A 20970-nucleotide genomic window follows, 5' to 3' on the forward strand; every position below is an offset into this window, starting at 1 on the left:
CAGACTGCCACCTGCTTTTCTTAATCTCCATCAGTTAATATAAAATCACTCATCACTGTATTACATATATCCATGCCATATTCAGTAAGCCTTAACATATCTGCCTGCTTTACAAGAAGACCTTTATTAATATTCTGTTCTGTCTCTTTAGCATAAACATCATTAATTGAAACCCCAAACCTGTTCTGAAAATCCTTCACATCAACTCCTGCAACCTTTCTTAGTCCAAGAAACATGAATTCTTCCATTGCATCTTCTTTAGTCAGTATTTCAATATTTTCATGAAGTTTTCCTATATCACCGTTAAGCTCTATATACTTCTTGACATCTCTTATGTCGGAATACCGCACATTCTCTGTAAATCCTGCTGCCGAACACCCAAAGCCATAATACTCTCCTCTGTTCCAATACAGAAGATTATGCCTGCATTCGAAGCCCGGTCTGCTATAATTGGATATTTCGTATCTTTCATACCCTGCATTTCCAAGAATCTGCTTCGTTATATGGTACATGCGCCTGTCCTCTTCCTCATCAGGAACCGGCGGAAACTTATCAATATTATCAGCCAGATAAGTGCCTTCCTCAAGAATAAGGCTATACGCCGATATATGCTCCGGCTGTAATGCCGTCACCTTGTCAAATGTATTTTCAAGAGTTGCTTCAGTCTGCCCCGGAATAGCCGACATAAGGTCAACATTAATATTATTAAAGCCTGCAGCCCTTGCCAGTCTGAAGCTTTCCTCAAACTGTTCAAATGTGTGTATTCGCCCAAGCATTTTTAATTCATTATTATCAGCAGACTGTAAGCCAAAGCTTAACCTGTTCACTCCTGCGGCTCTGTATTCTGAAAGCCTGCTTTCATTAACTGTTCCCGGATTACATTCCATTGTTATCTCAGCATCATCCAAAACATCAAAACAATCCCTGACAGCAGCTAATATGTCAGCTATACAGCCATCAGGCAGTACTGACGGAGTACCTCCGCCAAAGAATATGGATGTTATCTTATCTTTTACCTGCCCATCTGCTGTATTTCTGATTTCATTAATAAGTGCCTTAGTGTAAGCATATTTTACAGCATCACCAGCCGGAGCAGACAGGAAATCACAATATATACATTTGTGTACACAAAAAGGGATATGTATATATATCCCTTTTTCATATGTTTTATTCATCATCTAACTTTAATACGCTCATAAACGCCTTCTGTGGAATCTCTACATTACCAATCTGGCGCATACGCTTCTTTCCTTCCTTCTGCTTCTCAAGAAGTTTCTTCTTTCTTGAGATATCACCACCGTAACATTTTGCAAGTACATCTTTTCTGAGTGCCTTGACAGTTTCTCTTGCAATTACCTTGCTTCCGATAGCTGCCTGAATAGGAATCTCAAACTGCTGTCTTGGAATCTCTTCCTTGAGCTTCTCACACATTTTACGGCCTCTCTCCTCAGCATTGCCGGCAAATACAATGAATGAAAGTGCATCAACTTCTTCTTTGTTAATAAGAATGTCAAGCTTGACAAGCTTAGAACGCTCATACCCCTTCATCTCATAATCAAATGATGCATAACCTCTTGAACGTGATTTAAGTGCATCAAAGAAATCATATATAATCTCATTAAGAGGAAGGTCATACTTAAGCAGCGCCCTTGTCTGCTCAATATATTCCATTCCATTATATATGCCTCGTCTTTCCTGACAAAGCTTCATAATAGGTCCGACGAATTCTGTTGTAACCATAATCTCAGCACTTACCATAGGCTCTTCCATATAATCAATCTCAGAAGGGTCCGGCATATTAGACGGATTAGTAAGGTCAATTACATCTCCGTTCGTCTTGTGAACCTTATATATAACGCCCGGTGCGGTTGTTACAAGGTCAAGATTATATTCTCTCTCAAGTCGTTCCTGTATAATCTCTAAGTGAAGAAGTCCTAAGAATCCACATCTGAAGCCAAATCCAAGTGCAATAGATGTCTCCGGCTCAAACTGCAGGGCTGCGTCATTAAGCTGCAGCTTTTCAAGTGCATCTCGTAAATCCTGATACTTGGCGCCATCTGCCGGATATAATCCGCAGTAAACCATAGGATTAACCTTCTTGTAACCAGGAAGCGGCTGCTCACACGGTCTGTCATTATCAGTAACTGTATCACCAACTCTTGTATCTCTTACATTCTTGATACTTGCTGTAATATAGCCAACCATTCCAGCTGTAAGCTCATCGCATGGAATAAAACGGCCTGCACCGAAATATCCAACCTCAACGACCTCTTCTACAGCTCCGGTTGCCATCATTCTTATCTTAGTACCCTTCTTGACAGTACCTTCTTTAATTCTTACAAATATAATAACACCCTTATATGCATCATATAACGAATCAAATATAAGCGCTGAAAGTGGTGCGGAAGCATCTCCTGATGGTGCCGGAATCTTAGTTACAATCTGTTCAAGAACCTCTTCAATATTAATTCCGTTCTTGGCTGATATAAGCGGTGCATCCTGTGCCTCTATTCCTATAACATCCTCAATCTCTTCAATAACTCTTTCAGGTTCTGCACTTGGAAGGTCAATCTTATTAATTACAGGAAATACATCAAGATCATGGTCTAATGCAAGATATACATTAGCAAGTGTCTGTGCTTCAATTCCCTGTGCCGCATCTACTACAAGTATAGCACCATCACAGGCTGCAAGTGCTCTTGATACCTCATAATTAAAGTCGACATGTCCCGGAGTATCAATAAGATTGAATATATATTCCTGTCCATCTGATGCCTTATATACAGTTCTTACTGTCTGTGCTTTAATTGTAATTCCTCTTTCTCTCTCAAGATCCATGTTATCAAGAATCTGCTCCTGCATCTCTCTTGATGTGAGAAGTCCGGTTTTTTCAATTATTCTGTCAGCCAGTGTTGACTTACCATGATCAATATGTGCAATAATACAAAAATTTCTTATGTTCTTCTGATTAATTCCTGCCATTAATATAACCCCGCTTGTTTTAAATAATCTTTTATGCCATCTGCTATGGCTTGTGCTGTCTTAGTTTTATCAATTGTTACTTTCTTTAAATCTGATACATTAGTTATAAAACCCATGTCTATTACTGTACTTGTACATTTGCTATGAGCGTTAATATAATAATTATCCTTTGCATCTCCAACTGTACCGGTTTTCACTCCACGATTCTTAATTCCAGTACTTTTTTCCATGCTCTTAAGAATAATCCTTGAAAGCTCTGCTGCCTCAACAGGCTTTGTCGTGTGAATATAACTCTCCGCACCGGAAACTGATGTATCTGCATTATATGAATTCATTCTAAGTGACACACATATATATACTTTTGACGAATTACATATCTTTGCACGTTCTTCGTCTGTAACATCCCTATCTGATGTTCTTGTCATGACAACCTCTATCCCATCGGATTCAAGCTTTGACTTAATATCAAGAGCCATTTCAAGATTTATATCCTTTTCCTTCCTGCCTGATGACGACACTCCAGTATCCTTTCCACCTTTTGATGGATCAAGACAGACTACAGCCTTTGAAGACGCCCCTTTAGATTCAACATTCTTATTATCATTAAGATATCCGCTTGTTCTGGTTTCGCTCTCGGTTTCTTTGCCAATAACGTTTTCCTCACTTACAGTATCCTTAAAAAAATCATTATACACCATTAAAGTGATAACCAGCAAGCAGACAAGTGTAGCCAGTCCGAATAATTTATCTATTCTAAATGTTTTACGATGTTTCATTATAGTACCCCATTAATATTTCTTGTACTATTGTCCATAAGGAAGGGGTAAATGTCAACAACTTTTAACCATTTCTTTTCTTAACTGACGCATTATTTTCTTTTCAAGCCTTGAAATATATGATTGTGAAATTCCTAACATATCAGCAACCTCTTTCTGTGTCTTTTCTTCTCCATCCTCTGAACTCAAACCAAATCTCAAATCAACTATTATTCTTTCACGCTCCGGAAGCTGGTTTATAGCCTTTTTAAGCATTTTGCACTCAACCTCTGTTTCAATATCCCTATATATAATATCCTCATCCGTTCCAATAATGTCTGACAACAGAAGTTCATTACCATCCCAGTCAACATTAAGCGGTTCATCAATTGACACTTCTGCTTTTATCTTACTGTTTCTTCTAAGATACATAAGAATTTCGTTTTCTATACACCTTGATGCATATGTTGCAAGCTTGATATTTTTATCCTTATCATATGAATTAATTGCTTTGATAAGCCCTATTGTTCCAATTGATATCAAATCCTCTACGCCAACCCCTGTATTGTCAAATTTCTTCGCAATATAAACAACAAGCCTTAAATTATGTTCTATCAGGGTGTGCTTTGCTTCAGCATCAGAAGCTGTCCCCAGTGCTTCTATTGCGTTCTGTTCCTCACTTGCCCCAAGTGGTGCCGGCAATATATCTGTCCCACCTATATAATGTACGTCACCCTGCTTTAATAAACAAAAATTCTTTATAGAAGGCATTACCTTAAACTGAAAATGATCCGCCATCGCAACCTTTACTACCATATTTCTATCCATCCTTTTATTTTCTTCAAACTTCCGATTCTTCTACATAATCATGTCCTTCCCCAAAAGGGCATGATAATCCCCATTCTTATTAATCTGCCTAAGAGACATACCTATAGCCGCATGCTCCCTTTTCACAACATTTTCTCCCTCGTATATATGTATATAATCTGCTGTTATGATTTCCATCATCCCACCTGAATTTCCCACACTGTTATATGGAATCAGATGATATCCAAGCTTTTGTAAGTTATCTATGTCACTGAGAATATCGTTGAAATACGTTCTTTCAACCACTGTAACAGGTCTTTTCCCAACATAATCAATAAGGCTGTTGCCTGTATCAATTATTGCGTCCATTTCAAATTCCCGTTCTGCTACGCCAATCACAATGTGTCTTTTCAAACCATCTGTTATCCTGATAGTTTTAAGTGTCTTAAGCACAATGACAACAACTATAACCGTCACAGTAAGAAAGATTACAAGCTCACTGTCAGACAGAATTACATTTCCAATAAAATACCCTGCAAATGTGTACTTTAACCAATGCATTATCCCACCTGCAAAAAGTGCAATAAGAATCATTCCTGCACCTGCTTTCAACAGATTCCTCATATAAAGCTTTAATTGTTTTGATGTTTTCTGCTTAAAGTCTTTAGTACCGGAAAGCATTATCATAGCCATGATTAATGTTACCGGAACATATGTAATAAACTTTTCAAGCAGTGCAAATCTTAGTGGAATACACACACATATGACAGCCCATACAGCTCCTAAAGTGGCAGAAATAATCATTCTGGATATTCTGGCAGAAAATTTAAATATCCAGTCTGTTATAAGCAGCACGCACAGGTTTGCCACAAGGTTTATTCCAAACAGAACATCTGCATATATAACCGTTTCGTACATCACCTCCTTGCTTTGAATCCGTTTCTTTGTTACAAGTGGAATTATATACGACATATCATGCAAAATTTGTCAAAACAACAGAGTGGGCACAAAAAAACACCGCCAGCAAACTGACGGTGTTAAATATACTTATATTAAATTATTACTTCTTATTCTTCTGTAAAAATGTTGGAATTGTGATTCCTCTGTCCTTAACCTGTGGTGTAACAGGTGATGGCTGCTTAAGTCCTGGAAGCGGAGCATCATTTGATGCCGAAGATGTTCTTGCTGCTGGCTGTGAATATGTATACTGTGGCTTAACATTAACAGTTGGTCTTGTTGCCTGTGCCATACCTGCAAATCCTGCCATAGCCTTATTAACATTACCGTCCTCAAGACCTGTTGCGATAACAGTAATTGTAGCCTGATCTGTAACGCTCTCATCATACATAGCACCAAAGATAATGTTAGCATTATCTCCTGCAAGTTCCTGAACGTAGCTTGCAGCTTCATTAGCTTCGATAAGACTGATATCACCTGAGATATTGATGATAACATGAGATGCACCCTCAATAGTTGTCTCAAGAAGTGGGCTTGTAACAGCCTGCTTAACTGCTTCGATAGCCTTGTCATCGCCTGTAGCTGTACCGATACCGATATGTGCAACACCCTTGTCCACCATAACAGTCTTAACATCAGCAAAGTCAAGGTTAATAAGACCTGGTACATTGATAAGGTCTGTAATTCCCTGAACAGCCTGCTGTAACACTTCATCAGCCTTCTTTAATGCCTCTGGCATAGTTGTTCTTCTGTCTACTATCTCTAAAAGCTTGTCATTAGGAATAACAATAAGTGTATCTACGTTCTCCTTAAGCTTCTCAATTCCTGATTCAGCATTAGCCATTCTTGTTCTTGCTTCAAACTTGAAAGGCTTAGTAACAACACCTACTGTAAGAATTCCCATATCCTTAGAAATCTTAGCTACTACAGGAGCTGCACCTGTACCGGTTCCGCCACCCATACCACATGTAACGAATACCATATCAGCACCTTTAATTGCCTGTGTAAGTTCTTCAACATTCTCCTCTGCTGCCTTCTCACCAATCTCAGGCTGTGCGCCTGCTCCAAGTCCCTTAGTGAGCTTCTCACCTATCTGGATAGCAGTTGGAGCCTTACATAAAGTGAGTGCCTGACTATCAGTATTAATACCAATAAATTCAACTCCTCCGATATTCTCATCTATCATTCTGTTAACCGCGTTATTTCCCGCTCCACCTACACCAACAACTATAATCTTTGCTGATGACTCCTGGTCATTAGTCATTATCTCTAACAAGGTTGTTGCCTCCTTTAATATCTAAAAATTGCACTACATAATATATTATAATTTTTCATCTAAAATATCAACCGTTTTTTTACTTTTCACGTTTAAAAATTATAGAACTTTCATCGCCATTATAATCATCAAGATACAGTGTTCCTTTAAGTGTTCCGAATCTGGATGATAACTGCTTTAATTCAAAAAGCCTGTCTGTAAAATCCTTGCTGCTTCCAAGGCTTACCTTAACATCGCCCATATAAAGCGTAATATTATAAGAGGCATCAAAATACACTTTGTCCACATCAATATCATACTTATCAAAGCTCTGTATAAGATCAAGAATTGTATTGTATATATCTGCATTTCCCACATCAAGCTTCGTATTGATTACTATTGAATCAAACTTAAGTCCGTCAATCTGCGGAACATTTTCATATAAATCCGTTGAGCTTTCTACTACAATTCCATCTTTATCAAAATACATATTACAGCCCATGTACCTGACATAACCTACTATTGCCTTTTCATATACTGTTACATAAAGCCTGTCCGGCCAGTCCGTCTCAACATCATATTTCTGGATAAATGGTATTTTGGTGTCTTTTTGTCCAAAAATCCTGAAATATAGCAGATTAACATAATCACCACCAAATATATATTTTTTAAGTTCTTCATCCGAATAATGAGTTGAACCCACAAATTCTATTGTATCAGCCTCAAACACCTTATATGTAACACCAAAAAGCATTCCGGCAACAGCTGCAATAACTGCAAATATAATAAGGGCTTTCTTTCTTTTTCTGCCCCGTCTTTTTTTCTGGTTTACACTGTTACTATTCCTACTACCCATTATCTTTCCAACTTAATCTGACTGCTTATATTAAATACAACCCCAAGTTCAAGCAGCAAAAATACTGCCGCCGTACCTCCATAACTTATGAATGGAAGTGATACTCCCGTATTAGGTATTGTATTAGTTACAACTGCTATATTAAGAATTACCTGTATGGCAATATGTGCAAATACTCCTGTTGCAAGCATTGAACCAAACAAATCAGGTGCATTCTGTGCTATATGATTAATTCTCCATAACATTACAATAAACAGGGCAATCAGGCAGAATGCTCCAAAAAGTCCCAACTCCTCACATATAACAGAGAATATCATATCATTCTGTGATTCCGGGATATATCCAAGCTTCTGAAGACTCTTGCCAAGACCTTTGCCAAAAAGACCTCCTGAGCCTATGGCATATAACGCCTGAACTGTCTGGTATCCCTTGTCATCAATATATTTCTCAGGATTAAGCCATACAAGTATACGGTTTAATCTGAATTTTCCAGTCATATTTCCCGACACTGCCATCTTCTTTATCCATGAGTAAAATGCGCCAAAAGCCACCGCTGCCAGCCCCGTCAGTGCAACATATATTTTATATCCCGGATATGCCACAAATGTCATAACAACTGAGATAAGTGCTACAATAAGTGCGCTGCTCATATTAGAAGACAGCACATAAACAAGCAGTGCCGGTGCAAAACCGGATATTATACATATCACTATAACAGTCCTGAATTTCTTTATGTTCTGCCCTGCTTTCACTATAAGAAGTGCAGTCATGGCAATCGTTCCAATCTTTACAAGCTCCGCAGGCTGAAATCGTCCCAAACCCGGAATCTTTATCCATCTGGTAGCTCCATTTCTTGTAATTCCAAGAGGAGTCTTTAAAAGGAACATGCAAAGAAGTCCGCCTATATATATTACAACTGCAAGCTTCTTAAGATAATGATAATCTAAAATCTTAGTTTCAACTATCATTAAAGCAAAGCCTATTATAGTAAATATAAGCTGTTTTCTGAAATAAAATTCCGGATCACCCTCTTCAATCTGCGCTGTATATGAGCTTGTGCTGTAAATCATTGTAAGTCCAAAGCCAACTATGAATACAAGCACAAAAAGAAGAGTGTAATCAAAGTAAAATCCATATTGTTTTCTCTTTTTTCTGTTTCTGTTATTTCTTCTATTTCTATTATTCCCCGGCATAAAGCACCGCCTTTTTACAGATTATTGACAAGATCCTTGAATATTCTTCCTCTTTGTTCGTAGTTATCGAACATTCCCCAGCTTGCACATGCAGGAGATAAAAGAACCGCATCTCCACTCACCGCATTTTTAGCACATATATCTACTACCTGTTCCATTGAATCAGCATATTCGATATTATCAAAGCCATATTTCTTACATGTATCAGCAATCTTGGCACTTGTCTGTCCTATAAGCACAAGAAGCTTAACCTTATCCTTAAATGCCTTTACATAAAGGTCGAATTCTGAGCCTTTATCATAACCTCCGCCGATAAGAATTGTAGGTTTAACCATAGCTTCAATAGCCTTAACTGCTGCCTCTGGGTTAGTTCCCTTGGAATCATTATAGTAATCAACACCATTCTTAGTTGCAACATATTCAATTCTGTGTTCAACAGCCTTAAATTTCTTAACCTGTTCTATTATAATATCATCAGGAATTCCGGCAGCCTTAGTCATTGCAATTGCTGCACATACATTTTCATAGTTATGCTTTCCTAAAAGATTCATGTCATGAACATTCAACATGTCATAATCATTAGTTCCATCTGTATACTTAATCATCTCACCATCTACATATGCTCCGACTGATGGCTTTCTTTCACTTGAAAACCACACGACATCAGCCTTACACTCAGGTGCAAAGTCTGTAAGATACTTATCCTCAAGATTAAGCACACATGTATCTGCCTTAGTCTGGTTCTCACTTATTCTTTCCTTGGTCCATGCATAGCATTCCATTGTATGGTGTCTGTTAAGATGGTCAGGTGTAATATTAAGAATTGCAGATACAATCGGATGGAATTCATGTACTGTCTCTAACTGGAAGCTGCTTATCTCAGCAACTGTATATGAGTCCTCACTTGTCTTTAACACTTCACCTGTATATGAATTGCCTATATTACCAACGACAAATGTTTTCTCATTATATGCAGCAATTATCTGTCCAACAAGTGCTGTAGTTGTTGTCTTTCCGTTAGTTCCTGTAATTGCAATAACCTTACCCTTATCATAATTATATGCAAGCTCAATCTCGCCCCATACAGGGATACCGGCATTCTTAAATGTAAGCACTATCGGACTGTCAATAGGAACACCCGGACTTATTACAAGCAGATCAATCTTCGGAAGAAGTGACTCATCAAATGCTCCGATGATAATCTCTGCCTTGTTATCTCCTAACTTCTCCTGCACCTTCTGTCTGTCAAGCTTTTCATTGCCATCATACAGTATGCAGTCAGCACCAACTTTATTCAAAAGGTCTACGGCTCCAATACCACTTATACCTGTTCCCACGACCATTACTGTCTTATTCTTTAAATCCATCGTCGTTTACTTCCTTTCATACAAAATGTATACAAAAATATATTACTATCAATCATCGTTTTTTTCAAGTTGAACTGACCTTTCTATACCAATATACGGCAATATATTTTCATACAGTGTCTTAACAACAGGAGCAGCAATTGTTCCACCATAATATACACCTGTTGGTTCATCAATTAAGCACATCGCTATAACCTGTGGATTATCAGCCGGAGCAAATCCTATGAATGATGAAATATATTTTCCTGAACCTCTTGGCAGCTTCTGTGATGTTGCCGTTTTTCCTCCTATCGAATAGCCGTCAATATATGCTTTCGTTCCTCCGCCTTCTGACACTACACCCTCAAGAATCTTTTTCATCGTTTCACTCGTTTGGGATGATATTGCCTCATCCTGTGTTGAATATGCAAATTCATTTACCACTGAACCATCTGATGAACCTGTGTATAAGCCAAAATGTGGTGTAACAAGTCTTCCACCATTTACAATCGCCGAAACAGCCCTTAACATCTGAACGGGTGTTATCTGGAAAGACTGTCCGAATGACATTGTGGCAAGCTCAACTGCACCTACATTTTCCTGCTTATGAATAATCGTTCCTGCCTCTCCTGACAGATCTATTCCTGTCTTTGCAAGAAGTCCAAGCTTACCCATGTACAGATACATATTATCAGTACCGACTCTTCTGCCCCATTCAACAAATGCCGGATTACACGAATTATACACTGTATGTGTAAAATCCTGTGTTCCATGTCCTGTTGTTTTGTGACATCTTATTCTTCTGTCAGAAACAACCGTTGCACCTGAACATGTGAAAGAATCATTTAAACCCACCACGCCTGTCTCAAGTGCTGCTGTTGCAGTAACTGTCTTAAATATTGAGCCCGGTTCATATGTATCATTTATGCAGAAATTCCGCCACATATTATTAAGAAGATCCATCTTATCCTTCTGCGCCTCTTCCTCATCAGGCTCATAATTAAGCTCATACGGAGAATTAAGATTGTATTCCGGAACATTTGCCATAGCAAGTATCTCGCCATTATCAGGACGCATCACAATAATACTTACCTGTTTTGCCTCTTTCTTTACCATAGTCTCCCATGCAAGCTGGGTTGCATATTTCTGTATATTAACATCAAGCGTTGTATACAGATCCTGTCCGTCAACTGGCAGAATACGATCTTCCCGGCTGCCCTTTATCTCAATCCCCCCTGCATCTGACAGTGTAAGAATCTGACCGTTAGTACCTGACAGATATGTGTCATATTTAGCTTCCAGTCCAAGTATTCCCTGATTATCAGCACCAGTAAAGCCAAGCACTTTTGAAGCCAGTTCATTATACGGATATACCCGCTTATAATCCTCGTCAATCTTAACACCCGGCAGGTCATATTCCCTTATTGCATCTCCGATATCCTTTGCCACATTTGTCTTAATATATTCCATAGAGGATACTTTCTTAACTTTCTTAGTCACTTCCTCTACGTCCATATCAAGTTCACCTGCAAGCACTTTTATAACCTTATCTTCGTCATCTATCTGACTATGTATTACAGAAACTGTACATACCACTTCATTAGCTGCAAGTATTTCGCCATTTCTGTCAAGAATCCTTCCTCTCTTTGCCTTAATTCTCCTCTCCCTCTGATGAAGCTCATCAGCCTTTTGCATATAATACTCTGACTTTACCGTCATAATAACACCAAGCCTTACGCATTCAAGAATACAAACCATAAGGATTGCAGCTATCATTAACACAAGTTTTTTTCTATGACCGGTACTGAGCCAGCCAAATGTGCCATTATCCTTCATTGACAAATAACCCCGCTTTAGTCTTCTACATTTTATGAGAAGCAAAGCAGGGTTATTCTACTTATTATTACATAATTTTAGTTACTGCCTGTTGTAGCCGGTTCCGAAACAGGGACATCTGAAACTCCTGATTCCTCCGGTGCATTTCCCGGATCAACATATGGCTCGTCTGTATCCTTATACACATTCATATAAGGCAGCAGCTCCGTCATAATATCTTTTGCAAGTATAAGTGCATCTGATGTACTTCCCGATGTTCCAGTCGTTCCATCCGGTTCATCAAGAACAATGTATATTGCAAATTTAGGATCATCTGCCGGAGCATGCCCTATAAATGAGATAACCCACTTAAGGTCAGCTCTTGGGATTTTCTGTGCAGTACCAGTCTTTCCTGCAATAGAATACCCCTCTATATACGCCTTATGTGCTGTTCCTAATTCTACTGTATTTTCCAGATATTTTCTAAGATACTTTGATGTTGAAGCAGTTACTGTCTGCCTTACAAGAACCGGTGAATTTTCTTTAACAACTTCCCCATTAGCTGATTCTATTCTCTTAACAATATGTGGCTGATAATACTTGCCATCATTAATAAGAGAACTATACGCTGACAGCATCTGTACCATATTAACATTAACATTCTGTCCAAATGAATTGGTTGCAGCATCTATTGTAGTTATCTTATTCTCATCATACATAATACCTGTAGCTTCACCAGGAAGGTCTATACCAGTCTTTGCACCAAATCCAAACATTTTCTCATACTGTGCAAATCTGACATTGCCAAGTTTTATTGCAATATTAATCATGTAAGGATTACATGAATTTTCCAATGCCTGCGACAATGTAAGCACACCATGGCTTCCTATTGTTGAATATGAGTGGCACTTAATCATATCAGGACCAACATACTCATATCCCTTACATTCATAAGTATCTCCATCATGCACAACGCCTTCTTCAAGACCTGCTGCAATAGTAAATGGCTTATAAGTTGAACCCGGCTCATATGACTCTGATACACAATAGTTAGTCCATAACTGATACAACGCATTGGTTACATCTGTATCCGACATTGACGCAAGCTGCTCTTCAGAATATACATTTGCAAGATTTCTGGGATTATTAAGGTCAAACTGTGGATAGCTTGCCATTCCAAGAATCTCACCATTCTTAGGATTCATAACAACAATTGCTGTATTCTTAGATGGTTTTTCCTGATTATATGCAACCATATATTTCTCTATTATAGACTGCACATTATAATCAATTGTTGTAATAATGTTATTACCGTTAACTGCTGCCTTTGTCGTTTCTACTGCATTGAGATCTTCATCAACATAGCTGTATGAAACTCCGTCTGTTCCTGAAAGCTCATCGTCATACTGGCTTTCAAGACCAAGCTCACCACCATTGACATTGGATGCAAAACCTATAGCATCGCATGCAAGAGTATTGAACGGATATTTTCTCACATAGCTTTCCTCAAACCATACACCATATATATTGCTGTTCTTCTGTGCCTTAAGCTCATTAAATTCAGCTATCTCATCTGATGTCAGTTCCTTAAGCAGCTTCTGATACTGGCTTGAAGGATTATCGTTAATTATTTTTTTAATATTATCTTTATCAAGACCAAAACATTTTACTAATGCATCTATTGTATTATTAAGATATTTTCCATCCTCTGATGTAACACTCTTTACATCAAGTATCAGATTATACACCTTCTCACTATATGCCAGAACTGTTCCGTCACTTGCAGTAATATTACCACGCATATAAGGAATTGTAGTTGATGTATATGTCTGATGATTAAGCACCGCCTGGGAATATTCCTCCCCATGTGTATAGTTAATCATAAATATCCTTACACCAAGTACAAGTAATAATACAAATACTATTATAAATGTAACATTAATTCTTCTGTGTGTCCTCTTAAGCATTGCGCGTTTCCTGCGCATTATTTTCTTTCTTCTTGCTTCACTGGTATTGTCCATAAATTTATCAATCCTTTATATTGCACTGCCACACATTTTAGTTATTTTGAGATATCCTTATACTGCTTTACATATTCACTTTCCTTTGAATCATAACCGATTACCTGGCTTCTGCTTGGATATACCATACCAAGTTCATTGACAGCTGTATCATATATTGCGTTATAATCAATGCCTGCATTAATCTCTGATTCATGGCTGTTATTCTCTGCCTTAAGTGAGTTAAGCTGATTCTGAAGCTCAACTACAGCAGTACTGTTAGTCTTAATATCTGACTGGAGATTAAGATACTGGTAGCATATTGCAAATACTGCTGTTGCACAGATAGCAAGCACTGTAGTATATACAAGGTTAACCCTGTTATTTCTTCTTATCTCTCTTCTTCTTTGTCTTCTCTCCTGCTCCTGCTCCTCAATTCTTCTTTCATGCTCATAAGTATGTACTTCTGGAACAGTCTGCAGCTTTCTTACTGCACTTCCATACTGATATTCAGTTGTCCTGTGATTTACAACATTTCTTCTCTTCTCCAAAACTTTCCCCTCCATAAATGTTTTATATTCTTTCAAACACCCTCAGTTTAGAGCTTTTAGACCGCTGATTCTCGTTTAGTTCTTCATCTCCGGGAACTATAGGTTTTCTTGTTATAACCTTTCCTTTTGATTTCTTTCCGCATACACATACTGGGAAATCCGGTGGACATGTACATGGATTCTCATTGTTTCTAAATCTTGCCTTAACTATTCTGTCCTCTAGTGAATGGAATGTTATGATACATAAACGTCCCTGTGGATTAAGCCTGTCTATCATCATATCAATTGAATTCTCTAAGACATCTAATTCCCTGTTAAGTTCAATTCTTATAGCCTGGTATGTTCTCTTGGATGGATGACCTCCTGTCGCCCTCACCTTTGCCGGAATAGAAGCCTTTATAATCTCATTTAGTTCAAATGTTGTTTCTATCGGCTTTTCTTTTCTTGCCGCAACTATGTGTTTAGCAATATTCTTAGCAAATCTGTCCTCTCCATAATCCCTTATGATTCTGAAAAGCTCCATCTCACTATATGTATTAACAAGATCCTTTGCTGTCATCTCCTGTCTCTGATCCATTCTCATATCAAGAGCAGTATCTACATTATAAGTAAATCCTCTGCTTGCTGTATCTAACTGATACGATGAAACTCCTATGTCAAGAAGTATCCCATCTACTTTATCAATTCCAAGTTCATCAAGAACCTTGTCCATATTGCAATAATTATTTCTTACTATTGTTACCCGTTCTTCGAATTCTTTAAGTCTTTCTGTCGCTGCCGCAATTGCGTCCGCGTCCTGATCTATACCTATAAGTCTGCCACCACCTGTAAGTCTTTTCGCTATCTGATATGAATGTCCTGCACCGCCAAGTGTTCCATCAACATAGATTCCATCAGGTTTAATATTCAGATTGTCAATTGTTTCTTCCAAAAGAACTGATTTGTGTTTAAATTCCATAATAAACCTCATGTCTGCATATTATATAGAAAATCCAAGACTCTCCATATTCGCTGCTACTTCATCCATATCATCATCATAGGTACTGATACTCTGCAGCCAGCGGTCTTTGCTCCAGATTTCAATTCTGCTTGCAACGCCCACTAAAACTACATCTTTTTCCAAGCCTGCAAACTCGCGTAATACTGATGGAAGAAGTATTCTGCCCTGCTTATCCACTTCTACGCTTGCTGCACCTGCAAGAAAGAATCTTGTAAACTGTCTTGCATTCTTATTGGTAAGTGGTAATGTCTGTAACTTTTCTTCAAATTTCTGCCATTCATCATTCGGGTAAACAAACAGGCAGTTATCAAGGCCTTTGGTAACCACGAATTCATCTCCCAGAACCTCACGGAATTTAGCCGGTACGATTAGTCTGCCTTTAGCATCTATTGTATGGTTGTATTCGCCCATCAACATAACTATCGCACCCCACTTTCTACCATTAAGCTCCACTTTCCACCACTTTAATGTCAATTTTATACTTAAAGTGTTTAAAAAACAAGTCCTTTTTTTAGTTTATTTAATGTCAGAAGGCAGTTAATAACAGTCTTTTTCTCCATTTCGTGTTTTGATTGCTTATATAGTGTTTTGTCATCATTTTCAGCACAATATATGGATATATTCTTATACTTTTATATAAATTATTTTAATAAGTAAATTATATGTTGTTTTTAAAGAAAAATTTTTGTATAATATGATTTTGTACTGGATTCTTTTTTACATTTTAAGAACTCTGGAACGAATAATCATAAGAATAATTAATGAGGAGATTCTATTATGAAGCTTGGTATCGTGGGTCTGCCTAATGTCGGCAAAAGTACCCTTTTTAATTCACTTACTAAGGCAGGAGCAGAGTCAGCTAACTATCCTTTCTGTACAATTGACCCTAATGTCGGTGTTGTTGCAGTTCCGGATGACAGACTTGACAAGCTTGCCGCTTTATATAATTCAGCAAAGATAACACCTGCTGTTATTGAATTCGTAGATATTGCAGGTCTTGTTAAAGGTGCATCTAAGGGTGAAGGTCTTGGAAACCAGTTCCTTGCCAACATCCGTGAGGTTGATGCTATCGTTCATGTTGTAAGATGTTTTGAAGATTCTAACATCGTTCATGTTGATGGCTCTATTGACCCAATAAGAGATATTGAAACTATTAACCTTGAGCTTATATTCTCTGATATTGAAGTATTAGACAGACGTCTGTCAAAGCAGAAGCGTGCTTCATACAATAACAAGGATATTGCTAAAGAATGTGACCTTCTCGAAAGACTTAAGGCTTTCCTTGAAGAAGGTAATTTAGCTAAGAATTTTGAATGTCAGGACGAAGATGAAGAAGCATTTTTAAAGGAATACAACCTTCTTACAGCTAAGCCTGTAATCTTTGCAGCTAACGTGTCAGAAGATGACCTTGCCAATGATGGTGCTGACAATGAATATGTTGAAAGAGTAAGAGAATATTCTAAGAAGGATAACTGTGAAGTATTCGTTATCTGTGCACAGATTGAACAGGAAATCTCAGAATTAGATGATGATGAGAAGAAGATGTTTCTTGAAGACCTTGGCATAAGTTCATCAGGTCTTGATAAACTTATTGCAGCAAGCTACCGTATTCTTGGTCTTATCAGTTACTTAACAGCAGGCGAGACAGAAACCAGAGCATGGACAATCACTAAGGGAACTAAAGCTCCGCAGGCTGCCGGAAAGATTCACAGTGATTTCGAAAGAGGCTTCATTAAAGCAGAAGTTGTTTACTATCAGGATTTACTTGACTGTGGTTCATATAACGGAGCCAAAGAGAAAGGTCTTGTAAGAATGGAAGGTAAAGAATATGTCGTTAAAGATGGCGATGTAATCCTTTTCAGATTCAATGTATAATATTAATGGGCGTGTGGTTTTACCACGCGCCCATTATTTCTTTAAACTTCTTAACATTATCAGCTACATCTCCAGAAAAGATCGCTGAACCTGCTACTATTACATTAGCACCTGCCTCAAGAATTGATGCAAGATTTCCGGCATTCACTCCACCATCTATCTCAATATCTGTATCAAGTCCTTTAGCATCTAATAAAGTTCTTATTTCTTTTACTTTATCAAGTGATTCCGGTATGAACTTCTGTCCCCCAAATCCCGGATTAACGCTCATTACAAGAACCATATCTACCTTATCAAGATAAGGCTCAATTGCTGATACCGGTGTCGGTGGATTAAGTGTTATAGCTGCTTTTACACCACATTCCTTAATCTTTTCTAATGTAGCAACAACATCCTTACACGCTTCAACATGTACTGTAATTATATCAGCTCCTGCCTTAACAAAATCTTCTATATATCTTATAGGCTCTTCAATCATAAGATGTACATCAAAAACCTTGTCAGTCGCACTTCTTGCTGACTTAATAACTGGCATTCCGAATGAAATACTCTTTACAAAAAGTCCATCCATAACATCTACATGAACATATTCAGCTCCTGCCTTATCAATCGTTTCAAGCTCTTCTCCTAATTTCTTGAAGTCTGCCGATAATATTGATGGTGACAAAATTTTCTTTAAACCACTCATAATTAACAACCTTTCTGTTTTCAAGTACATTTAGTACTTCTTCTTGTTCTTTATTTCTTCAAATATATCTGTGTATGACTTATATCTGTCATAATTGATAATTCCGTCTTCAACTGCCTGTTTTACCGCACATCCCGGTTCGCTTACATGCATGCAGCCATTGAATCTGCACTTTCCTTCGAATGGTACAAACTCTTCAAAGTAAAATCTCAAATCTTCTTTCTCAACATCCGGAAGATTAAGTGATGTAAATCCCGGAGTATCACATATATATGTTTGCTTACATACATTGTATATCTCGGAATGTCTTGTAGTATGCCTTCCTCGGCCTATCCTGCTTACTTCTCCTGTCTGGCTGACTTCTCCCTGCTCTTCCATGTCCGGTATAAGCAGATTGGTAAGTGTTGATTTGCCAACTCCTGAAGGACCTGCAAGTACTGTTGTCTTTCCTTTCAGTACTTCCATTATCCTGCCAATGCCAATATTATTCTTTGCACTTATAAATATGCATTCACATCCACACCCCTCATACTTCTTCTTTAATTCATTCTTATATTCATCATCAGCCAGTTCTTCCTTATTAAAGCATACAACTGTCGGAACATCCTGATAATTCATCATAAGAATGAATTTATCAAGCAGATTAAAATTAGGTTCTGGCGTCTTTACTGCAAATATAACCATTGCCTGGTCAATATTAGCAGAAGCCGGTCTTATAAGTTCGTTCTTTCTTGGAAGGATGTCCACCACATTTCCTTTGAAATTATCCTTATCAATAACTTCTATCTCCACATTATCACCAACCAGTGGTTTAATGTGTCGGTTTCTGAATATCCCTTTTGCCTTACATTCATAAATACCGCTGGTTTCTACATGTATATAGTAGAAACCAGCGATACCCTTAATTATCTTTCCCTGCATATAAATAATTATACCTGATTAATTCTGTGGCTTCTGTTCTGCATTATTTGGCTGATTATTCGAATCAGAATTATTTCCATTTGCATTATTGTTTCCATTCGAATTATTATCCGAACTGCTACCCTGATTAGTATTGCTATTCTTATCAGCTTCAGTTGCCTTTGTTGTTGTCTCCTGCTTATTACCTAGCATAATTGTAACTGTTGTTCCCTCTGGAACTGAAGTTCCTTCAGAATAATTACAAAATATAACATTTCCTGATGTTCCACTTAATACTTCAACATTAAGACCGTTATTTTCAAGCCACTGCCTAGCCTGACCTTCTGTCATTCCTACAAGATTTGCCATTGTAACATTCTTAATTTGCTTTCCACGGCTTACTGTAATTGTAACTGTTGTTCCCTGTGCCACACTTCCTGATGGAGAAGCCTTAATTACTTTGCCCGCATCAACAGTGCTGCTGTAATCATAATCAACCAAAACCTTAAATCCTGCTGATTCCAGTTTTTCTCTTGCATCAGATTCTGATTCCCCTGTAACAGATGGAACTGTTGTATTAACAACTTCTTCCCCACCACTTATAGTAAGAATAATCTGTGTATTCTTTGCCACCTTGGCACCTGCCTTAGTTCCCTGTGAAATTACAGTATCCTTAGCCACTGTCTTAGAGCTCTGTACAACCTGCTTATAGCCAAGTCCGACATCATTAAGTGCTTTAACAGCTTCATCCTTAGTCATGCCCTCAACCTTAGGAACTGTAACTGTATCCTTGGCATTTGCTGTTGATACAGTCTCTTCTGTAGTTGATAGAGTTTCTGTATTTTCATTCTTATGTGACTTAGTGCTTCCAACAAGCTTAACAATAACAAATATTGTAACAATAAGTATAATAACAGCTATTCCTATTCCAATTATTTTCATAATTAAATCCAGCTTGTCATTATCCTCATCATCAATATCTACATCCTCATCGTCTTCCTGTAATTCATTATCTGAATCTTCATTTTCATCATCTTCCAGAAAAATATCATCATCTGATAATGCATCATCATTCTCACCAGCATTAACTTCTTCTGTATCAGATGAAGCTGTAGCTGCCACTCCTGCTGCTGCATAAGCCGGAGCCATCTTAACAAAATCTTCATCTGGCATTACAAGAGCTTTTTTAAGATCTGTTATAAGTTCTGCTGCTGTCTGATATCTTCTGTCCGGTTTCTTCTGTGTACATTTAATAACAATTCTGTCTATACTTAATGGTATATCCGCTACAACCGTAGATGGTGCAGGTATCTCATCCTGAATATGCTGTACTGCTACTGCAACTGTAGAGTCACCATCAAACGGTACTGTACCTGTCAGCATCTCAAATATTGTTATACCGAGAGAGTATATATCACTTCTCGCATCAGAATATCCGCCTCTTGCCTGTTCAGGTGAAATATAATGAACCGAACCCATTGTTGATGACGAATTAATTGTACTTGATGAAGCAACCTTGGCAATTCCAAAGTCTGTTACCTTGACCTTGCCTTCCTTAGATATAATAATGTTCTGTGGCTTAATATCCCTGTGGACAATATTATGCTTATGTGCTGCATCAAGTCCGTTAGCAACCTGAATTGCAATGCTTACAGCTTCTTTAAAAGGTATTTTGCCACGCTTTTCTATGTATTTCTTAAGAGTTATACCCTCTACAAGCTCCATTACAATATAATATACTCCGTTCTCATCACCGACATCATATACATTAACTACATTAGGATGTGTAAATCCTGCTACAGACTGTGCCTCCGCCCTGAACTTAGATACAAATGTCTTGTCTTCACTAAACTCAGACTTCATTACCTTAATAGCAACATATCTGTTGAGTTTATGGCACTTTGCTTTGTAAACATCTGACATTCCGCCTGTGCCAATCTGCTCGATTATCTCGTATCTGTCAGCTAAAAACATTCCTTTTCTTAACATA

18 protein-coding genes are annotated in these 20970 nt (G+C 37.9%); 1 reads left to right on the forward strand and 17 read right to left on the reverse strand.

Annotated features, from left to right (window positions below):
* Positions 1–20 precede the first annotated feature (20 nt).
* The 14 genes from hemW to mraZ form a co-directional block, all read right to left on the reverse strand.
* Positions 21–1178, reverse strand: coding sequence for a radical SAM family heme chaperone HemW (gene hemW / locus GKE48_RS02535; protein ID WP_154300378.1), 1158 nt, complete (start codon positions 1176–1178; stop codon positions 21–23).
* A complete protein-coding gene (lepA, locus tag GKE48_RS02540) occupies positions 1168–2982 on the reverse strand; it encodes a translation elongation factor 4 (RefSeq protein WP_022097821.1) in 1815 nt (604 codons plus the stop codon). Before lepA ends, hemW begins: the two co-directional genes overlap by 11 nt.
* Entirely contained in the window at positions 2982–3758 is a 777-nt protein-coding gene (locus tag GKE48_RS02545) for an N-acetylmuramoyl-L-alanine amidase family protein (RefSeq protein ID WP_154300379.1), read from the reverse strand. The genes lepA and GKE48_RS02545 overlap by 1 nt, the downstream gene beginning before the upstream one ends.
* Before the next feature lie 54 nt (positions 3759–3812).
* A complete protein-coding gene (gene sigE, locus GKE48_RS02550) occupies positions 3813–4553 on the reverse strand; it encodes an RNA polymerase sporulation sigma factor SigE (protein ID WP_022097819.1) in 741 nt (246 codons plus the stop codon).
* A gap of 42 nt (positions 4554–4595) precedes the next feature.
* Positions 4596–5462: a sigma-E processing peptidase SpoIIGA gene (locus tag GKE48_RS02555; protein ID WP_022097818.1), complete on the reverse strand. Its 867-nt coding sequence runs from the start codon at positions 5460–5462 to the stop codon at positions 4596–4598.
* Between the two features lie 142 nt (positions 5463–5604).
* The gene (gene ftsZ, locus GKE48_RS02560) at positions 5605–6777 is read right to left on the reverse strand and encodes a cell division protein FtsZ (RefSeq protein ID WP_022097817.1); all 1173 of its coding nucleotides are present in this window, start codon (positions 6775–6777) and stop codon (positions 5605–5607) included.
* A 79-nt stretch (positions 6778–6856) separates the two neighbouring features.
* Positions 6857–7612 carry a cell division protein FtsQ/DivIB gene (locus GKE48_RS02565; protein ID WP_022097816.1) on the reverse strand — a complete coding sequence of 252 codons (756 nt, stop codon included), beginning with the start codon at positions 7610–7612 and terminating at the stop codon, positions 6857–6859.
* Positions 7612–8805: an FtsW/RodA/SpoVE family cell cycle protein gene (locus GKE48_RS02570; RefSeq protein WP_154300381.1), complete on the reverse strand. Its 1194-nt coding sequence runs from the start codon at positions 8803–8805 to the stop codon at positions 7612–7614. Before GKE48_RS02570 ends, GKE48_RS02565 begins: the two co-directional genes overlap by 1 nt.
* 14 nt (positions 8806–8819) lie before the next feature.
* Positions 8820–10172: a UDP-N-acetylmuramoyl-L-alanine--D-glutamate ligase gene (murD, locus tag GKE48_RS02575; protein ID WP_055286121.1), complete on the reverse strand. Its 1353-nt coding sequence runs from the start codon at positions 10170–10172 to the stop codon at positions 8820–8822.
* A 48-nt stretch (positions 10173–10220) separates the two neighbouring features.
* On the reverse strand, positions 10221–11987 hold the full coding sequence (locus GKE48_RS02580; RefSeq protein WP_154300382.1) for a peptidoglycan D,D-transpeptidase FtsI family protein: 1767 nt from the start codon (positions 11985–11987) through the stop codon (positions 10221–10223).
* 77 nt (positions 11988–12064) lie between these two features.
* Complete coding sequence (locus tag GKE48_RS02585) at positions 12065–13987, reverse strand: peptidoglycan D,D-transpeptidase FtsI family protein (RefSeq protein WP_154300383.1); 1923 nt, start codon at positions 13985–13987, stop codon at positions 12065–12067.
* Between the two features lie 41 nt (positions 13988–14028).
* Positions 14029–14517, reverse strand: coding sequence for a cell division protein FtsL (locus GKE48_RS02590; RefSeq protein WP_154300384.1), 489 nt, complete (start codon positions 14515–14517; stop codon positions 14029–14031).
* Between the two features lie 22 nt (positions 14518–14539).
* Positions 14540–15475 (reverse strand): 16S rRNA (cytosine(1402)-N(4))-methyltransferase RsmH, encoded by a 936-nt coding sequence (gene rsmH, locus GKE48_RS02595; RefSeq protein WP_041688008.1) that lies wholly within the window; start codon positions 15473–15475, stop codon positions 14540–14542.
* A 21-nt stretch (positions 15476–15496) separates the two neighbouring features.
* The gene (gene mraZ, locus GKE48_RS02600; RefSeq protein ID WP_041688510.1) at positions 15497–15934 is read right to left on the reverse strand and encodes a division/cell wall cluster transcriptional repressor MraZ; all 438 of its coding nucleotides are present in this window, start codon (positions 15932–15934) and stop codon (positions 15497–15499) included.
* Positions 15935–16294: 360 nt separating this feature from the next.
* On the opposite strand from mraZ, the gene ychF reads away from it, so the two are divergent.
* On the forward strand, positions 16295–17392 hold the full coding sequence (gene ychF / locus GKE48_RS02605) for a redox-regulated ATPase YchF (RefSeq protein ID WP_022097808.1): 1098 nt from the start codon (positions 16295–16297) through the stop codon (positions 17390–17392).
* 19 nt (positions 17393–17411) lie between these two features.
* Here the strand turns inward: ychF and rpe are convergent, their stop codons facing one another.
* The 3 genes from rpe to pknB are packed head-to-tail and all read right to left on the reverse strand — an operon-like array spanning position 17412 to position 20969.
* Complete coding sequence (rpe, locus tag GKE48_RS02610) at positions 17412–18080, reverse strand: ribulose-phosphate 3-epimerase (protein ID WP_055215769.1); 669 nt, start codon at positions 18078–18080, stop codon at positions 17412–17414.
* A gap of 30 nt (positions 18081–18110) precedes the next feature.
* Positions 18111–19001, reverse strand: coding sequence for a ribosome small subunit-dependent GTPase A (rsgA, locus tag GKE48_RS02615; RefSeq protein WP_154300385.1), 891 nt, complete (start codon positions 18999–19001; stop codon positions 18111–18113).
* Between the two features lie 18 nt (positions 19002–19019).
* Entirely contained in the window at positions 19020–20969 is a 1950-nt protein-coding gene (pknB, locus tag GKE48_RS02620) for a Stk1 family PASTA domain-containing Ser/Thr kinase (RefSeq protein WP_154300386.1), read from the reverse strand.
* Between the last annotated feature and the right edge of the window lies 1 nt (position 20970).

Origin of the sequence: Lachnospira eligens (assembly GCF_009680455.1) — a bacterium.
Classification (GTDB): Bacteria; Bacillota; Clostridia; order Lachnospirales; family Lachnospiraceae; genus Lachnospira; species Lachnospira eligens_A.